Annotated in this window: 17 protein-coding genes; all 17 read left to right on the top strand. The window is 46.9% G+C overall.

Features of this window, described 5'->3' with window-relative positions; translation table 11 throughout:
- The first annotated feature begins 107 nt into the window (after positions 1-107).
- The 17 genes from spoIIE to NYE50_RS00475 all read left to right on the top strand — a co-directional run bounded on the left by spoIIE (position 108) and on the right by NYE50_RS00475 (position 17,112).
- Complete coding sequence (spoIIE, locus tag NYE50_RS00395; protein ID WP_004264625.1) at positions 108-2,597, top strand: stage II sporulation protein E; 2,490 nt, start codon at positions 108-110, stop codon at positions 2,595-2,597.
- A gap of 67 nt (positions 2,598-2,664) precedes the next feature.
- A complete protein-coding gene (locus NYE50_RS00400; RefSeq protein ID WP_004264624.1) occupies positions 2,665-3,402 on the top strand; it encodes a VWA domain-containing protein in 738 nt (245 codons plus the stop codon).
- Positions 3,368-4,369, top strand: coding sequence for a protein kinase domain-containing protein (locus NYE50_RS00405; protein WP_014416732.1), 1,002 nt, complete (start codon positions 3,368-3,370; stop codon positions 4,367-4,369). The genes NYE50_RS00400 and NYE50_RS00405 overlap by 35 nt, the downstream gene beginning before the upstream one ends.
- Positions 4,370-4,473: 104 nt before the next feature.
- The gene (gene tilS, locus NYE50_RS00410; RefSeq protein ID WP_061862606.1) at positions 4,474-5,892 is read left to right on the top strand and encodes a tRNA lysidine(34) synthetase TilS; all 1,419 of its coding nucleotides are present in this window, start codon (positions 4,474-4,476) and stop codon (positions 5,890-5,892) included.
- Positions 5,889-6,428 (top strand): hypoxanthine phosphoribosyltransferase, encoded by a 540-nt coding sequence (hpt, locus tag NYE50_RS00415; RefSeq protein WP_004264611.1) that lies wholly within the window; start codon positions 5,889-5,891, stop codon positions 6,426-6,428. Before tilS ends, hpt begins: the two co-directional genes overlap by 4 nt.
- A 97-nt stretch (positions 6,429-6,525) precedes the next feature.
- The gene (ftsH, locus tag NYE50_RS00420) at positions 6,526-8,445 is read left to right on the top strand and encodes an ATP-dependent zinc metalloprotease FtsH (RefSeq protein ID WP_060561972.1); all 1,920 of its coding nucleotides are present in this window, start codon (positions 6,526-6,528) and stop codon (positions 8,443-8,445) included.
- A 148-nt stretch (positions 8,446-8,593) separates the two neighbouring features.
- Entirely contained in the window at positions 8,594-9,370 is a 777-nt protein-coding gene (locus tag NYE50_RS00425; RefSeq protein ID WP_007409940.1) for a type III pantothenate kinase, read from the top strand.
- A 10-nt stretch (positions 9,371-9,380) separates the two neighbouring features.
- A complete protein-coding gene (gene hslO, locus NYE50_RS00430; RefSeq protein ID WP_004264606.1) occupies positions 9,381-10,256 on the top strand; it encodes an Hsp33 family molecular chaperone HslO in 876 nt (291 codons plus the stop codon).
- A gap of 45 nt (positions 10,257-10,301) precedes the next feature.
- Positions 10,302-11,192 (top strand): peptidyl-prolyl cis-trans isomerase, encoded by an 891-nt coding sequence (locus NYE50_RS00435; RefSeq protein WP_159353702.1) that lies wholly within the window; start codon positions 10,302-10,304, stop codon positions 11,190-11,192.
- 75 nt (positions 11,193-11,267) lie between these two features.
- Positions 11,268-12,194 carry a cysteine synthase A gene (gene cysK, locus NYE50_RS00440; protein ID WP_004264603.1) on the top strand — a complete coding sequence of 309 codons (927 nt, stop codon included), beginning with the start codon at positions 11,268-11,270 and terminating at the stop codon, positions 12,192-12,194.
- Between the two features lie 167 nt (positions 12,195-12,361).
- On the top strand, positions 12,362-13,783 hold the full coding sequence (pabB, locus tag NYE50_RS00445) for an aminodeoxychorismate synthase, component I (RefSeq protein WP_025650395.1): 1,422 nt from the start codon (positions 12,362-12,364) through the stop codon (positions 13,781-13,783).
- Positions 13,784-13,789: 6 nt separating this feature from the next.
- Entirely contained in the window at positions 13,790-14,377 is a 588-nt protein-coding gene (gene pabA, locus NYE50_RS00450) for an aminodeoxychorismate/anthranilate synthase component II (protein ID WP_007409944.1), read from the top strand.
- A complete protein-coding gene (gene pabC / locus NYE50_RS00455; RefSeq protein ID WP_017419483.1) occupies positions 14,374-15,258 on the top strand; it encodes an aminodeoxychorismate lyase in 885 nt (294 codons plus the stop codon). The genes pabA and pabC overlap by 4 nt, the downstream gene beginning before the upstream one ends.
- On the top strand, positions 15,239-16,096 hold the full coding sequence (gene folP, locus NYE50_RS00460) for a dihydropteroate synthase (RefSeq protein ID WP_017419482.1): 858 nt from the start codon (positions 15,239-15,241) through the stop codon (positions 16,094-16,096). Before pabC ends, folP begins: the two co-directional genes overlap by 20 nt.
- Positions 16,089-16,451, top strand: a complete 363-nt coding sequence (gene folB / locus NYE50_RS00465; protein WP_022552479.1) for a dihydroneopterin aldolase — start codon at positions 16,089-16,091, stop codon at positions 16,449-16,451. The genes folP and folB overlap by 8 nt, the downstream gene beginning before the upstream one ends.
- Positions 16,448-16,951: a 2-amino-4-hydroxy-6-hydroxymethyldihydropteridine diphosphokinase gene (gene folK, locus NYE50_RS00470; protein WP_007409947.1), complete on the top strand. Its 504-nt coding sequence runs from the start codon at positions 16,448-16,450 to the stop codon at positions 16,949-16,951. The genes folB and folK overlap by 4 nt, the downstream gene beginning before the upstream one ends.
- A complete protein-coding gene (locus NYE50_RS00475; protein WP_003150668.1) occupies positions 16,903-17,112 on the top strand; it encodes a helix-turn-helix domain-containing protein in 210 nt (69 codons plus the stop codon). The genes folK and NYE50_RS00475 overlap by 49 nt, the downstream gene beginning before the upstream one ends.
- Positions 17,113-17,132 lie beyond the last annotated feature (20 nt).

Below are 17,132 nucleotides of genomic sequence, written 5' to 3' on the forward strand. Positions count from 1 at the left end.
AAGCGTCGAAGACTTCTTTGGAATTGTTACCTTCTTTTGACAAAATCCTATCTGGGCTTTCATTTATAATGACAAGCAACGAATAAAACAGGTGGGGGATGAGAGCAATGGAAAAAGCGGAAAGAAGAGTGAACGGGCCGATGGCGGGACAAGCTCTGGAAAAACTGCAATCGTTTTTTGAAAAGGCGGCAAAGCTTACAGTCCATCAAGCGCATTCACTTTTTTTCTATAAGGGGTTCATTTATGTCGTGATCGGTTTTTTACTTGGACGGGCTTTCATATTATCTGAGGTTCTTCCGTTTGCGCTGCCGTTTTTCGGAGCGATGCTGTTGATCAGAAGAGATAAAGCCTTCTATGCTTGTCTGTCTTTACTTGCGGGCGCTTTAACCATTTCGCCGAAACACTCTTTATTGATTCTCACAGCTTTGGCCGTCTTCACTCTATTTTCGAAAATCGGTACATATATCGTGCAGGACCGGGTGAAGATGCTGCCGATCGTGGTGTTTTTCTCTATGGCTGCCGCGAGAATCGGATTTGTTTATTTTGAAAGCGGCGCTTTTACCACCTATGATTATGTGATGGCTGTTGTCGAGGCGGGCCTGGCCTTTATTTTGACGCTGATCTTTTTACAAAGCCTGCCGATCTTCACGATCAAAAAAGTGAAGCAATCGTTAAAAATAGAAGAAATCATCTGTTTTATGATCTTGATCGCATCCGTTTTAACCGGGCTTGCCGGTGTTTCATTTCAGGGAATGCAGGCTGAACATATCCTGGCCCGCTATGTCGTGCTGAGTTTTTCCTTTGTCGGCGGGGCAAGCATCGGCTGTACGGTCGGTGTTGTGACCGGACTGATCCTCGGGCTTGCGAATATCGGGAATCTCTATCAAATGAGTCTGCTTGCGTTTTCCGGGCTTCTTGGCGGGCTGCTGAAAGAAGGAAAGAAAGCCGGCGCCGCAGTCGGATTAGTGATCGGCTCACTGCTGATTTCATTATATGGAGAAGGATCTGCCGGATTAATGACCACTCTTTATGAATCTTTGATTGCCGTTGTTTTGTTTTTGATTACGCCCCAATCGATTACGAAAAAGGTGGCGCGATACATACCGGGCACTGCTGAGCACAGTCAGGAACAGCAGCAGTACGCAAGGAAAATCAGAGATGTCACCGCCCAGAAAGTAGACCAGTTCTCCAATGTGTTTCATGCCTTGTCGGAGAGCTTCGCCACCTTTCATCAGACGTCTTCTGATGAGCAGGCGGAAGAAGGGGAAGTGGATCTCTTTTTAAGCAAAATCACCGAGCATTCCTGCCAATCCTGCTATAAGAAAAGCAAATGCTGGGTTCAAAACTTTGATAAAACATATGACTTAATGAAACAAGTTATGCATGAAACAGAAGAAAAACAGTATGCCTCAAACCGCAGATTAAAAAAGGAGTTTCAACAGCACTGTTCCAAATCCAGACAGGTGGAAGAGCTGATTGAGGACGAACTTGCCCACCATCATGCCCATCTGACACTGAAGAGAAAAGTTCAGGACAGCAGAAGGCTTGTTGCCGAGCAGCTGTTGGGGGTTTCTGAGGTCATGGCGGACTTTTCTCGGGAAATAAAACGGGAGAGGGAGCAGCATTTTATTCAGGAAGAACAAATGATAGAGGCGCTTCAGCATTTCGGAATCGAGATTCAGCATGTCGAGATATACAGCTTGGAGCAGGGCAATATTGATATCGAAATGACAATCCCGTTCAGCGGAGGACACGGCGAGAGTGAGAAAATTATCGCCCCGATGCTGTCTGACATTCTTGAGGAGCAGATACTTGTCAAAAGCGAACAGCACTCGGCTCATCCGAATGGCTACAGCCATGTCGCGTTCGGTTCGACCAAGTCGTACCGGGTATCGACAGGCGCGGCTCATGCGGCAAAAGGCGGCGGCCTTGTCTCCGGCGACAGCTACAGCATGATGGAACTGGGGGCGAGAAAGTATGCGGCCGCGATCAGTGACGGCATGGGCAATGGGGCGAGGGCCCATTATGAGAGCAATGAAACGATTAAGCTGCTCGAAAAAATTCTCGAATCAGGTATTGATGAAAAAATAGCGATCAAAACGATCAACAGTATTCTGTCTTTACGGACGACAGACGAAATCTACTCAACTCTCGATCTTTCTATCATTGATCTTCAGGATGCAAGCTGCAAATTCTTGAAGGTCGGTTCAACGCCGAGTTTTATCAAGCGGGGAGATCAAGTCATGAAAGTGCAGGCCAGCAATCTGCCGATCGGCATCATCAATGAATTTGATGTAGAGGTTGTAAGTGAACAGTTAAAAGCGGGAGATCTGCTCGTCATGATGAGTGACGGTATTTTTGAAGGGCCGAAGCACGTTGAAAACCACGATCTGTGGATGAAACGGAAAATGAAAGGGCTGAAAACCGAAGATCCGCAGGAAATCGCTGATATATTAATGGAAGAGGTCATCAGAACGCGTTCCGGCCAAATCGAAGACGATATGACGGTGGTTGTTGTCCGGATTGATCACAACACGCCGAAATGGGCTTCCATCCCGGTGCCGGCGGTTTTCCAAAATAAAAAGGAGATTTCTTAATCCTTTCGTATAAATCACTTTCCTTCTGGCGAAGATGGGACTAATCGTATCACCGGGAGGAATGTATGTGAATAAGGGACATTTAAATCAAGTTCTGCTGATTACAGATGGCTGCTCCAATCATGGTGAAGACCCGATCGCAATGGCGGCTTTCGCCAAGGAGCAGGGGATTACGGTGAATGTTATAGGAATTATGGAAGAAAACGCGATTGACCAAGAGGCAATGAAGGAAGTTGAAGGCATCGCCATGGCCGGAGGCGGCGTCCATCAAGTTGTGTACGCGTCACAATTGTCTCAGACGGTTCAAATGGTGACGAAAAAAGCAATGACCCAGACGCTGCAAGGCGTCGTCAATCAAGAGCTTAAACAAATTTTAGGGAAAAACGTTGAAATGGAAGAGCTTTCTCCTGAAAAACGCGGCGAAGTGATGGAAGTGGTTGATGAACTCGGCGAAACGGTTCATCTGCAAGTGCTTGTGCTGGTTGATACGAGTGCGAGTATGGCGCCGAAACTGCCGACGGTGAAAGAAGCGCTGATCGATCTTTCCATCAGTTTAAATTCCCGGGCCGGACAAAATGAATTTGCAATGTGTATATTTCCCGGGAAAAGCCAGGAAGTTGAGCTTGTACTGAATTGGACGCCGAAGCTTGAATCCCTTTCTGCACTCTTTGCGAAGCTGTCGACCGGCGGTATCACCCCTACGGGCCCCGCTATCCGGGAAGCGACGCAGCAGTTTGAGAGAATCCGCTCAAGAAGGAGCATGTTGGCAGATGATGAACGACGCTTTAACGAGTTTGGCATGTAGTCTGGCACCGGGGACGGCAATTCAGGGCAAATGGAACGGCAAATCCTACAGATTGCTCAAACAGCTTGGAAAAGGGGCTAACGGTATTGTATATCTGGCAGAAGCATCAGGCGGACAGGTCGCTTTGAAAATAAGCAGCGACAGCATGTCTGTTACCTCTGAAGTGAATGTCTTAAAATCCTTTTCAAAGGCCCGGTCGCAAACGATGGGGCCTTCTTTTTTTGATGCGGACGACGCGTTTATACCGCAGCTGAATAAAAATGTCTCTTTTTACGTGATGGAGTACATAGAAGGGCCGCTTCTTCCGCAATATATCAGCAGTAAGGGAGCGGAGTGGATTCCGGTGCTGATGGTGCAGCTTCTTTCCAGCCTGTCAGTCCTTCATCAGCAAGGATGGGTTTTTGGCGACCTCAAACCGGACAATCTCATTGTAACCGGACCACCGGCTGCCATTCGCTGCATTGATGTAGGGGGAACGACAAAACAGGGCCGCGCGATTAAAGAGTATACGGAGTTTTACGACAGGGGCTATTGGGGGTATGGAACAAGAAAAGCAGAACCATCCTATGACCTGTTTGCTGTCGCAATGATCATGATCCACTGTGTCCAGAAGAAAGAGTGCAAAAAGTCAGGACAGCCGAAAGAACAGCTTCGTTCTATCATTGAAGGCCACCCGTTTCTGAATAAGTATAAGAAGGTTCTGTTTTCTGCTTTAAACGGTCAATATCCGTCTGCGGAAGCCATGAAGCATGACATCCTGACGGCGGGGCAGAGCGCCGGGAGCAAAAGGAAAGCCGCCGCCAAGCCTAAGCCGCCGCATTCAAAACCGCGGCAGGGCACTGTATCTCAAACGCGGTATAAACCTAAACAAAAACCCGCAAAGCACAATGGTTTGTTTGAAACAACACTTATTTTAATCAGCGTTCTCGCCCTTTATTTCGCTTACATCGTCTTTTTTCTCATCTAGTGCCGGCCGGACGCCTGCGCTCATGCTTCTTCTTTGCTTGGAGGGAATGAAAGTGATAGGATATGTATATCTTTAAAAAACCTGCTCATTGTGAGGGGGACATTGTGAAAAGCGTGGAAGATTTTTTCAAAACATATCATCTTCAGGCGGAGGGAGAAACGATTATTGCCGGGGTCTCCGGAGGCCCTGATTCAATGGCGCTTCTCAGTATGCTGAATAAGCACTTCGGGCATTCCTCCGTTATCATAGCGGCGCATGTCGACCATCAGTTCAGGGGTCCTGAATCTGAAGAAGATATGAAGTTTGTGCAGTCATATTGCGAGGCTGAACACATCCTCTGCGAAACGGTACAGATTGATGTTTCTGCATACGCAAAGAAGAATAAGCTGAACAAGCAGGCTGCCGCGCGTGATTGCAGATATCAGTTTTTCGAAGATCTGATGACAAAACACCAAGCGAAGTTTTTGGCGCTGGCTCATCACGGCGATGACCAGGTTGAGACAATGCTCATGAGGCTTGCGAAAGGTACGCTCGGGGCAGGGCTTGCGGGAATGCAGCCCGTTCGCGAATTTGCATCCGGCTGGCTGATCAGGCCTTTCCTCTATACGGCAAAGGATGAAATCCTTGAATACTGCCGTCAAGAAGGGCTCAGCTACAGAACGGATGAGAGCAATGCAAAAGACGATTATACAAGAAACAGATTCAGAAAGACCGTGCTTCCTTTTTTAAAACAAGAATCACCTGACGTTCATAAAATGTTTCAAAAGGTGAGTGAAGCACTGACAGAAGACGAACAATACCTGCAGTCATTAACGAAAGAACGAATGAATAAGGTTATTACAAGCAAGTCTGACACATCGGTTGAAGTCGATTCCTCTCAATTGCTTGCCCTTCCGATACCTTTACAAAGAAGAGGAGTTCAACTAATATTAAACTATCTTTATGAAAACGTTCCATCGTCGTTTTCCGCCCGCCACATACAGCAGTTTCTCGAATGGGCGGAAAATGGAAGCGCCTCGGGAGTGCTTGATTTTCCGAAAGGGCTGAAGGTGGTCAAATCATATCAGACATGTTTGTTTACATTTGAACAATGGCAATGTGAAAAGGTTCCCTTTGAGCTGCAGCTGCAAGGAGCGGAAGGCGAGACTGCTGTTCTCCCCAACGGCTTTATGATAGAGGTGGCCGATCAGGCTGACCCTCATATCAAAAATGGGAATGCTGTTTTTATGACAAGCAGAAATAAGGTGCAATTTCCTTTAACAATCCGGACGAGAAAAATCGGCGATCGGATCAAACTTAAAGGGATGAATGGCTCGAAAAAGGTGAAAGATATATTTATTGATCATAAACTGCCTCTGCGGGATCGGGACGAATGGCCGATTGTAACGGATGCGAGCGGTGAAATTATCTGGCTGCCTGGCTTGAAAAAATCCATCTTTGACGATCTTGTGATTTCAAACAGTGACCGCATTGTATTACAATATAGACAGCATGAAAAGTGTAGGGGGCAAGCATTAACATGAAACAGGATATCGAAAAAGTGCTGATCTCAGAAGATGAGATCCAGCAGAAAGTAAAACAGCTTGGAGAACAATTAACAAGCGAGTACAGCGACACGTTTCCGTTGGCAATCGGTGTGTTAAAGGGAGCGCTTCCTTTTATGGCTGATCTTATAAAGCATATTGATACATATTTGGAAATGGACTTCATGGATGTATCAAGCTACGGAAATTCCACGGTTTCTTCCGGAGAAGTCAAAATCATCAAAGATTTGGATACATCTGTAGAAGGCCGGGACATCTTAATCATTGAAGATATTATCGACAGTGGGTTAACCTTGAGCTATCTCGTAGAACTCTTCCGATATCGTAAAGCGAAATCAATTAAGATTGTTACCCTGTTGGATAAACCAAGCGGAAGAAAAGCGGACATTAAAGCAGACTTCGTAGGCTTTGAAGTTCCTGACGCGTTTGTTGTGGGTTACGGACTTGATTATGCCGAACGCTATCGCAATCTGCCTTACATCGGAGTATTAAAACCGGCGATTTATGAAAGCTGATCGGCTGCCTGCTTCCGAGATGGTTATCGGTTGTATTGGAATGATTTTCTATGGTACTATTGAACATAGTTGTGCTTACTGTGGGAGGAGGTAAGGAATGAATCGGGTCTTCCGTAATACCATTTTTTATTTACTTATTTTATTAGTAGTAATCGGGGTTGTGAGTTACTTCCAGACTTCAAACCCGAAAACAGAAAATATGTCGTACAGTACGTTTATCAAGAACCTCGATGAGGGGAAAGTTGATAGCGTATCGGTTCAGCCTGTCAGAGGTGTTTATGAGGTAAAAGGACAGCTGAAAAAATACGACAAAGACCAGTACTTTTTAACACATGTTCCTGAAGGAAAAGGAGCAGACCAGATATTTGATGCAATTAAAAAGACGGACGTAAAAGTTGATCCCGCACAGGAAACAAGCGGGTGGGTGACGTTCTTAACGACGATCATTCCGTTTGTCATCATCTTTATTCTGTTTTTCTTCCTGCTCAATCAGGCTCAGGGCGGCGGCAGCCGTGTCATGAACTTCGGAAAGAGCAAAGCGAAGCTGTATACGGAAGAAAAGAAACGCGTGAAGTTTAAAGATGTAGCCGGCGCGGATGAGGAGAAGCAGGAGCTCGTTGAGGTTGTTGAGTTTCTGAAAGATCCTCGCAAATTCGCCGAGCTTGGCGCCAGAATCCCTAAAGGCGTGCTGTTGGTCGGACCTCCGGGAACCGGTAAGACGCTGCTTGCGAGAGCCTCAGCCGGTGAAGCGGGCGTTCCTTTCTTCAGCATCAGCGGATCTGACTTCGTTGAAATGTTTGTCGGTGTCGGTGCTTCCCGTGTGCGTGATTTATTCGAAAATGCGAAAAAGAATGCGCCTTGTCTGATCTTCATTGATGAGATCGACGCGGTGGGACGTCAGCGCGGCGCAGGTCTTGGCGGCGGGCATGATGAACGCGAACAGACGCTGAACCAGCTGCTTGTAGAGATGGACGGTTTCAGTGCGAATGAAGGAATCATTATTATCGCTGCGACAAACCGTGCGGACATTCTCGACCCTGCATTGCTTCGTCCGGGACGTTTTGACCGTCAGATTACGGTAGACCGTCCGGATGTCATCGGCCGTGAAGCCGTATTACAGGTCCATGCGAGAAACAAACCGCTTGATGAAACGGTGAACTTAAAAGCGATCGCTTCAAGAACACCCGGTTTCTCAGGCGCCGATTTAGAAAACCTTCTTAACGAAGCGGCACTCGTTGCTGCCCGTCAAAACAAGAAGAAAATTGATATGCGCGACATTGATGAAGCGACGGACCGTGTGATTGCGGGCCCTGCGAAGAAGAGCCGCGTCATATCGAAAAAAGAACGCAATATCGTGGCGTACCACGAGGGCGGTCACACCGTTATCGGACTTGTGCTGGATGAAGCCGATATGGTTCATAAAGTAACGATCGTTCCGAGGGGGCAGGCGGGCGGATACGCGGTCATGCTTCCGAGAGAAGACCGTTACTTCCAGACAAAACCTGAACTTCTCGATAAAATTGTCGGTCTTCTGGGCGGACGCGTTGCCGAGGAAATTATCTTCGGCGAAGTCAGCACGGGCGCTCACAATGACTTCCAGCGGGCAACGAACATTGCCAGAAGAATGGTGACAGAGTTCGGTATGTCAGAAAAACTCGGACCGCTTCAGTTCGGTCAATCTCAAGGCGGTCAAGTATTCCTGGGCCGGGATTTCAACAACGAGCAAAACTACAGTGATCAGATCGCTTACGAAATCGATCAGGAAATTCAGCGCATCATTAAAGAATGTTATGAGCGTGCGAAAACCATCCTGACTGAAAATCGCGATAAGCTGGAATTGATTGCTCAGACATTGCTTGATGTGGAAACATTAGATGCGGAACAAATCAAGCATCTCGTGGATCACGGAAAACTCCCTGAGCGCAATTTCTCAGATGACCATCTTCAAAAAGACGATGTGAAAGTAAACATCCTGTCTAAAACAGAAGAAGAAAAGAAAGACGAGCCGAAAGAATAGTTCGCTTTCTGATATGAAAACCGCCGGCGTATACCGGCGGTTTTTTTACTGGTTTCGTTTTGTTTACAAAAGAGCCGCAGATCGTGTATGGTATTGTAGAATGTTGAAAATGTTATGATTAGAAACTATTCAAAAGTGGTGATAGAGGTTGTTACTGGTTATAGATGTGGGGAACACCAACACCGTGATTGGTGTATATCATGATGGGGAACTAGAATATCATTGGCGCATAGAAACGAGCAGGCACAAAACAGAAGACGAATTCGGCATGCTGCTCCGCTCCTTATTTGAACATTCCGGATTGATGTTTGAACAGATTGAAGGGATTATCATCTCATCCGTAGTGCCGCCGATTATGTTCTCTTTAGAAAGAATGTGCACAAAATACTTTCACATCGAGCCGCAGGTTGTCGGCCCGGGAATGAAAACAGGTTTAAATATAAAATATGACAATCCGAAAGAAGTGGGAGCTGACAGAATCGTCAATGCCGTTGCGGCGATTCAGCAGTATGGCGGCCCCTTAATTGTTGTTGATTTCGGAACGGCGACGACGTATTGCTACATCGATGAAAACAAACAATACATGGGCGGCGCGATTGCTCCCGGCATTACAATTTCAACGGAAGCGCTGTACTCACGCGCGGCCAAGCTTCCGAGAATTGAAATCGCCCGACCGGACAATATCATCGGCAAAAATACGGTAAGCGCCATGCAGTCCGGCATCCTTTTCGGCTATGTCGGACAAGTTGAAGGTATAGTGAAGCGGATGAAATGGCAGGCAACACAGGAACCGAAAGTCATTGCGACAGGCGGGCTTGCGTCATTAATCGCAAACGAATCAGACTGTATTGATATTGTTGACCCGTTTCTCACTCTGAAAGGGCTGGAAATCATTTATGAGCGAAATCGTGTGGGTCACGTATAGGAGGTAAACGATGGATTATTTAATTAAAGCAATTGCATATGACGGTAAAGTAAGGGCTTATGCAGCCAGAACGACAGATATGGTTAATGAAGCGCAAAGAAGGCATGACACGTGGCCGACGGCATCAGCCGCAATCGGCCGGACGATGACAGCTTCTCTGATGCTCGGAGCGATGCTTAAGGGTGAAGATAAGCTGACAGTCAAAATAGAAGGCGGCGGCCCGATCGGAGCCATTGTCGCAGATGCGAACGCAAAGGGTGAGGTAAGAGCATACGTATCAAACCCGCACGTTCATTTTGACCTCAATGAACAAGGGAAACTGGATGTCAGACGGGCGGTCGGAACTGACGGAACACTCAGTGTCGTAAAAGATTTGGGCTTGCGTGATTATTTTACGGGACAAGTAGAGATTGTCTCGGGTGAACTCGGTGACGACTTCACGTATTACCTTGTTTCTTCTGAACAAGTCCCTTCATCTGTCGGCGTAGGTGTTCTAGTAAATCCTGATAACACGATTCTCGCTGCGGGCGGGTTCATCATTCAGCTTCTTCCGGGGACTGATGAAGAAACCATTTCAACAATTGAAAAGCAATTATCTCAAATCGAACCGATTTCAAAATTGATTCAAAAAGGCCTGACACCGGAAGAAATCTTAGAAGAAGTTCTGGGTCAAAAACCGGACGTTCTCGAAACAATGCCGGTCAAATTTCACTGTTCTTGTTCAAAAGATCGATTCGAAACGGCCATTTTAGGACTAGGCAAAAAAGAAATACAAGATATGATAGAAGAAGACGGAAAAGCCGAAGCGGTTTGCCATTTTTGTAATGAGAAATATTTATTTACAAAAGAAGAACTGGAAGAGCTTCGTGACGAAACAACCCGCTAGCTCTTTAGCGGGTTGTTCTATTTTGTAAAAGGGATGGGGTAGATTTTGAAATCGAGAACACTTTTGACGATTATTGTAGCGGCGCTGTTGGTATGCAGTGTAGCAGTGGCGTATAAGTTAACAAAATCCCAAGCCGCGGGGTCATCTGAAGAATCCATCGCGACAATCGGTGATAAACATATCACACGGCAGGACTGGATGAAAAAGATGGAAGACGAGTACGGAAAATCAACTCTGGAAGACATGATTAATGCACAAGTAGTGGAAGAGCTTGCGAAAAAGAATAAACTCACAGTTTCAAACAGCGAATTGGAGCGGGAATTTCTTTTAATCAAAGCGGTGAATAATTCATTTTATGAAGACAGCCATATTACCGAAAAAGAATGGAGAGACCAGATCCGCTACAACATTCTTCTTGAAGAACTGCTGACGAAGGACATCGATATATCGGATAAGGAAATGCAATCATTTTATAATAAAAATAAAGAACTGTACCATTTCGATGATTCCTACAGAATCAGGCACATTGTCGTCAAAAACAAGGAAGAGGCGGACAGGGTGCTTGCTGATTTGAAAGGCGGTTCCAGCTTTGAAGCCGTCGCCGCTGAGCGTTCCACGGACAGATACACGTCACAGTATGGCGGAGACCTCGGCTTTGTGACAGAAAAACAGGAAAATATCCCGCAGGCATATATCACAGAAGCTAAAAATCTTAAAGAAGATGAATGGTCCGCTGAACCGATTAAAGTTTCTTCAGGATACGCCATCATTCAGCTGAAAGAAAAGCTTAAAGCGAGAACTTTCTCATACAATGAAGTGAAGAGCCAAATCAGACGCCAGATCGCGATGGATCAATTAGGTGACAAGGCGACAGTCAAAACGCTGTGGAAAGAGGCGGGGGTCTCTTGGTTCTACGGGGAAAAAAGAACTAAATGATTGACAAAAAATTTTGAAATTGATAACTTATATTTATAATACCAATAAATTTAGTCGGAAATTGAGGTGTCCAACATGGTGCGTATTGCAAATTCTATTACTGAACTAATCGGAAATACTCCTATTGTGAAATTGAATCGCCTGACGGATGAAAACAGTGCAGATGTATATCTGAAGCTTGAATACATGAATCCGGGCAGCAGCGTAAAAGACCGTATCGGAGCGGCGATGATTGAAGCGGCTGAAAAAGAAGGGAAATTAAAAGCCGGCGACACAATCATTGAACCGACAAGCGGAAATACAGGGATCGGTCTTGCGATGGTGGCAGCGGCTAAAGGTCTCAGAGCCATTCTCGTTATGCCTGATACAATGAGTATGGAGCGACGCAATCTGCTGCGCGCATACGGAGCGGAGCTTGTGCTGACTCCCGGCGCAGAAGGAATGAAGGGCGCCATTAAAAAGGCGGAAGAACTTGCGGAGGAACACGGATACTTTGTGCCTCAGCAATTCAACAATGCGGCAAACCCGGAAATTCACCGCCAAACGACGGGGAAAGAAATCGTAGAACAGTTTGGTGATGACCAGCTTGATGCGTTCGTGGCCGGAATCGGTACCGGCGGAACCATCACGGGAGCGGGCGAAGTGCTGAAAGAAGCATATCCATCCATCAAAATCTATGCGGTAGAGCCGGCAGATTCTCCGGTTCTTTCCGGCGGAAAACCGGGCCCGCATAAAATTCAGGGTATCGGAGCGGGATTTGTCCCTGAAACATTGAATACGGACATCTATGATCAGATCATTCCCGTCAAAAACGAGGATGCATTTGAATATGCCCGTAAAACGGCAAAAGAAGAAGGGATTCTCGGCGGCATTTCTTCCGGAGCGGCTATTTACGCGGCACTGGAAATCGCGAAAAAATTGGGGAAAGGCAAGAAAGTGCTTGCGATCATCCCTAGTAACGGAGAACGTTACTTAAGCACACCGCTTTATCAGTTTGAATAGAGACATACACACGGCTCCCGGCTGTATCCGGGAGTTTTTTTGTGCCTGAAGCATCGAAAATCCAAAAAACGTTTCGAATTTTATGGTTGGAAGTGAAATTCACTTTTTTCACCAGTGTGATTGCTTTAAAATAAAACTACAGTAAAACGAAGCAGAGGATTGATATGATGGCACAACGCAGACCGGCAGGAAGAAAAATACCTTTTACGAAACAAGCATTTTTACAGCGATATGAAAACCTTTCGAAATCGAGAAAACGGCATGTTCTGCTCGAAAGCGCGAGAGGGGGAAGATTCAGTATAGCCGGTCTAGATCCGATTGCGTCCGTCAGAGGGAAAGACGGAATTACAACGATCAAGCATGAGGGGGAAACACTGTTTAAAGAAGGTGACCCGCTGCGGGCCTTTCATGAATGGTTTGGAACGCTCGGAACGGAAACAAACGTTGAGTTTCCGGACTTTCAGGGCGGTGCGATTGGTTTTATCAGTTACGACTACGCCCGATATATTGAGAATTTTAAGATGCTGTCGTTAGATGATCTGGAAACACCTGATATTTACTTTCTTGTTTTTGATGATGTGGCCGTTTATGACCATGAGGAAGAGGCGTTATGGCTCATTACCCATACTGAAGCGGAAGAAGCGGATCTTGCGGAAGAAAAGCTGTCCGGCTTAGAGGACATGTGGTGTTCCCTCCAAACGGCGGACGAGCCTTTTTCACCGCTGGATCGGAATGGGGACGGATCGTACGCCGCTCCGTTCACTGAAGAAGGATTTTCGCAGGCTGTAGAACAAATTAAACAATATATCGCGAGCGGCGATGTGTTCCAGGTTAATTTGTCCATCAGGCAGTCTCAGTCCTTATCCGTTCATCCGTATGAGGTGTATAAACACTTGAGAAACGTCAATCCGTCTCCTTACATGGCCTATCTCGAGACACCGGGGTTTCAAGTGATATGCGGGTCGCCGGAGCTATTGGTGACAAAGAAGGGGAAGAAGCTTGAAACGAGACCGATCGCGGGTACGCGTTCAAGAGGAAAAGACGATGCTGAAGACAAGGCTTTGGCTGACGAATTAATTCACAATGAAAAAGAACGTGCGGAACACGTCATGCTTGTTGATCTTGAGCGCAATGACCTCGGGCGCGTATCGCGCTACGGCTCCGTGCGCGTTAACGAATTTATGGCGATCGAAAAGTATTCCCACGTCATGCATATCGTGTCAAACGTACAGGGAGAGCTGCAGGACGGATATGACGCGACAGACATTATTCATGCGGTGTTCCCGGGGGGCACCATCACGGGAGCGCCCAAAGTGAGAACGATGGAAATTATAGAAGAGCTTGAGCCGACAAGACGGGGGCTTTATACTGGATCTATAGGCTGGTTCGGATTCAACGGAGATTTGCAGTTTAACATTGTGATCCGGACGATCTATGCAGCCGGCGGACATGCTTTTATGCAGTCCGGAGCAGGAGTGGTCATTGATTCGGTTCCGAAGCATGAATACAAGGAATCGTTCAAAAAAGCTTTTGCGATGAAAAAGGCGTTAGAGCTGAGCGAAGAAGAGACAAAAAATCAGACGAGGTGAGCAGAGATGATTTTAATGATTGACAATTATGATTCATTTACGTACAACTTGGTTCAATATTTGGGTGAGCTCGGGGAGGAACTGATCGTCAGACGGAATGACGAGATTACGATTGAGCAGATTGAAGAGCTGGGTCCGGACTTCTTAATGATTTCACCCGGGCCGTGCAGTCCTGATGAAGCGGGGATCAGCCTCGAAGCCATCAAACATTTTGCCGGCAGTATTCCTATTTTCGGCGTATGTCTCGGGCATCAGTCGATTGCGCAAGTATTCGGCGGCGATGTCGTCAGAGCAGAGCGGCTCATGCACGGCAAAACGTCAGAAGTTATGCATGACGGACAGACGATTTTTAAAGGCCTGCAAAATCCGCTGGTCGCCACCCGGTACCATTCACTTATTGTCAAAGCGGACACGCTGCCGGATTGTTTTACGGTATCCGCTCAAACCAAAGAAGGAGAAATTATGGCAATCCGCCATAATGAGCTGCCTGTTGAAGGTGTTCAGTTCCATCCGGAATCCATCATGACCTCCTTCGGCAAAGAGATGCTCAGAAACTTTATAGAGACACACCGCAAAAAGGAAGTAACGGTGTGATTATATATTTGAATGGTCAATATATAGAGGAGAAAGAAGCGGCGCTTTCTCCTTTTGACCATGGTTATCTGTACGGGATCGGCGCGTTCGAGACGTTCAGGCTTTACAGCGGCCGGCCGTTTCTGCCGGATGCGCATGTCGCCAGGCTCAACAGGGCGCTTCGGGATCTGCAGATTGCATATGAGGTGAACAAACAGGAGCTGCTTGATATGCTTCTGAGACTGTTGCTCCTCAATGACATCAAGGACGGCAGCGCGCGTGTCCGGCTTAACATCTCGGCAGGCGTCAGCGATAAGGGATTTGCCGCGCAGACTTATGAAAAGCCGACCGTCCTTTGTTTCGTCAACCGGCTCAATCCGGAAACTCTGCCTGTTCAAAAAGAAGGCAGGCTTCTCTCTGTCCGGAGAAACACGCCTGAAGGATCTTTTCGGTTAAAATCCCATCACTATTTAAACAACATGTATGCTAAACGGGAGATCGGGAATGATCCCAATCTTGAAGGCATTTTCCTGACCGGAGAAGGAGATGTCGCGGAAGGCATTGTCTCCAACGTGTTTTGGCGAAAAGGAGACAAGGTCTTTACGCCATCTTTGGATACGGGAATTCTCGACGGCGTAACGAGACAGTTTGTCATTGATGAATTGAAACGGCAGGGGACAGAAGTCACCGAAGGCCGATTCCGTTTTCAATCAATGCTTGAAGCGGATGAAGCATGGATGACAAACTCCGTGCTTGAAATCATCCCGTTTTCTAAAATAGAGGAAGTGCCGCTGCCCGGAATGAGCGGAAAAACGGTGCAATTGCTCCGTAAGCAGTATCAGCAGGAAATAAACAAAATGAATGTACAGGAGGAGGAACAAAATGGCGCAGCAAACAATTGAACAGCCTAAACTGATTCATACAAAAAAAGGCGCTCTGTCCTATAAAGAGAAGACGCTCGTTATGGGGATATTAAATGTAACGCCAGACTCCTTCTCTGACGGCGGTAAATACGACAGTACGGAAAGGGCGCTTCTGCGTGCGGTGAAGATGGCTGAAGAAGGGGCGCATATTATAGATATCGGCGGCGAATCGACAAGGCCCGGCGCATCACTCGTGTCGGCTGATGAGGAAATGTCACGAGTCATCCCCGTCATAGAACGGATTACAAGCGAGCTGGACATTCCGCTTTCAATCGATACGTACAAAGCGTCCGTGGCAGACGAAGCGGTCAAAGCGGGAGCCTCTATCCTTAATGACATCTGGGGGGCGAAAGGTGACCCTGACATGGCGTCAGTAGCCGCCGCACACGGGGTTCCGATTATCTTAATGCATAATCGCACGGAAAGAAACTACAACGATCTTATTCCTGATATGCTTGCAGACCTGATGGAAAGCGTAAAAATTGCCGCAGAAGCCGGCGTCACAGATGAAAACATGATTCTGGATCCGGGGATCGGCTTTGCGAAAAACTATGAGGACAATCTGGCTGTCATGAACAAGCTGGAGGTGTTCAGCGGGTTAGGTTATCCGCTGCTCCTGGCGACATCGAGAAAAAGGTTCATCGGCCGTGTACTTGACCTTCCCCCTGAAGAACGTGCTGAGGGAACGGGAGCGACAGTATGCCTTGGCGTCCAGAAAGGCTGCGACATTGTGAGGGTGCACGATGTCAAAGAGATCGCAAGAATGACTAAGATGATGGATGCTATGTTGAACAAAGGAGGCGCACATTATGGATAAAGTATATGTGGAAGGTATGGAGTTTTACGGATATCACGGCGTGTTCGAAGAAGAAAACAAACTCGGCCAGCGCTTCAAAGTAGACCTGACTGCCGAACTGGATTTGAGCAAAGCGGGAAAAACGGATGACCTTTCTTATACCATTAACTATGCGGAATTGTACAGTGTCTGCCGCGGCATCGTTGAGGGCGAGCCCGTTAATTTGGTCGAGACCCTTGCGGAACGGATCGCAGACACCGTCCTTAAGAAATTTGAGCCGGTGCAGCAATGTACGGTAAAGGTTGTTAAGCCTGACCCGCCGATTCCCGGCCATTATAAATCAGTAGCTATAGAAATGACGAGAAAGAAATCATGAACAATACGGCATATATCGGCCTCGGTTCCAATATGGGCGACCGTGAACATTATTTGCGTCAGGCAGTGGCCATGCTCAGCCGGCATCATGGCGTGACGGTGTCAAAGGTGTCCTCCATATATGAAACAGATCCCGTCGGCTATGAGGATCAAGATCAGTTTCTCAATATGGCGGTTGAAGTGAAAACGTCGTTATCTCCTTTTGAACTTCTTGATGTAACGCAGAGCATTGAAGCTGAATTAGGCAGAACGAGAGAGATTCGCTGGGGACCGCGGACGGCAGACCTTGACATTTTGCTGTATAATCGTGAAAATATTGAAACAGAGCGGCTGATTGTTCCGCATCCGAGAATGTATGAGCGCTTATTTGTCCTTGCGCCGTTAAAAGAAATATGTCCGCAGGCGGATCATATCACGATAAGCGCTGAAACAAACCAAGAAGGTGTAAGAGTATGGAAGCAGAAATCTGGGGTAGGCGAATTCGTGCATTCAGAAAGCTGAAAGGTTATACTCAAGAAGGATTTGCAAAAGCATTAGGTATATCAGTTTCTATTGTCGGTGAAATTGAACGCGGAAACCGATTGCCGTCAGATGCCATCATTCAAGATGCGGCAGATGTTTTAAATATAAGTGCGGACGAATTGGCCCCGCCTGAAAAATAGACAAATGAAAGGAGGGGAAA

It is taken from the genome of Bacillus sp. EU55 (assembly GCF_038005925.1).
GTDB lineage: Bacteria > Bacillota > Bacilli > Bacillales > Bacillaceae > Bacillus > Bacillus velezensis.

Bases quoted from the DNA above. Each gene is read 5' to 3' on its own strand.
- spoIIE (WP_004264625.1), top strand. From the start codon at position 108: ATGGAAAAAGCGGAAAGAAGAGTGAACGGGCCGATGGCGGGACAAGCT.
- NYE50_RS00405 (WP_014416732.1), top strand. From the start codon at position 3,368: ATGATGAACGACGCTTTAACGAGTTTGGCATGTAGTCTGGCACCGGGG.
- hpt (WP_004264611.1), top strand. From the start codon at position 5,889: ATGAAACAGGATATCGAAAAAGTGCTGATCTCAGAAGATGAGATCCAG.
- ftsH (WP_060561972.1), top strand. From the start codon at position 6,526: ATGAATCGGGTCTTCCGTAATACCATTTTTTATTTACTTATTTTATTA.
- hslO (WP_004264606.1), top strand. From the start codon at position 9,381: ATGGATTATTTAATTAAAGCAATTGCATATGACGGTAAAGTAAGGGCT.
- cysK (WP_004264603.1), top strand. From the start codon at position 11,268: ATGGTGCGTATTGCAAATTCTATTACTGAACTAATCGGAAATACTCCT.
- pabB (WP_025650395.1), top strand. From the start codon at position 12,362: ATGGCACAACGCAGACCGGCAGGAAGAAAAATACCTTTTACGAAACAA.
- pabA (WP_007409944.1), top strand. From the start codon at position 13,790: ATGATTTTAATGATTGACAATTATGATTCATTTACGTACAACTTGGTT.
- folP (WP_017419482.1), top strand. From the start codon at position 15,239: ATGGCGCAGCAAACAATTGAACAGCCTAAACTGATTCATACAAAAAAA.
- folB (WP_022552479.1), top strand. From the start codon at position 16,089: ATGGATAAAGTATATGTGGAAGGTATGGAGTTTTACGGATATCACGGC.
- folK (WP_007409947.1), top strand. From the start codon at position 16,448: ATGAACAATACGGCATATATCGGCCTCGGTTCCAATATGGGCGACCGT.
- NYE50_RS00475 (WP_003150668.1), top strand. From the start codon at position 16,903: ATGGAAGCAGAAATCTGGGGTAGGCGAATTCGTGCATTCAGAAAGCTG.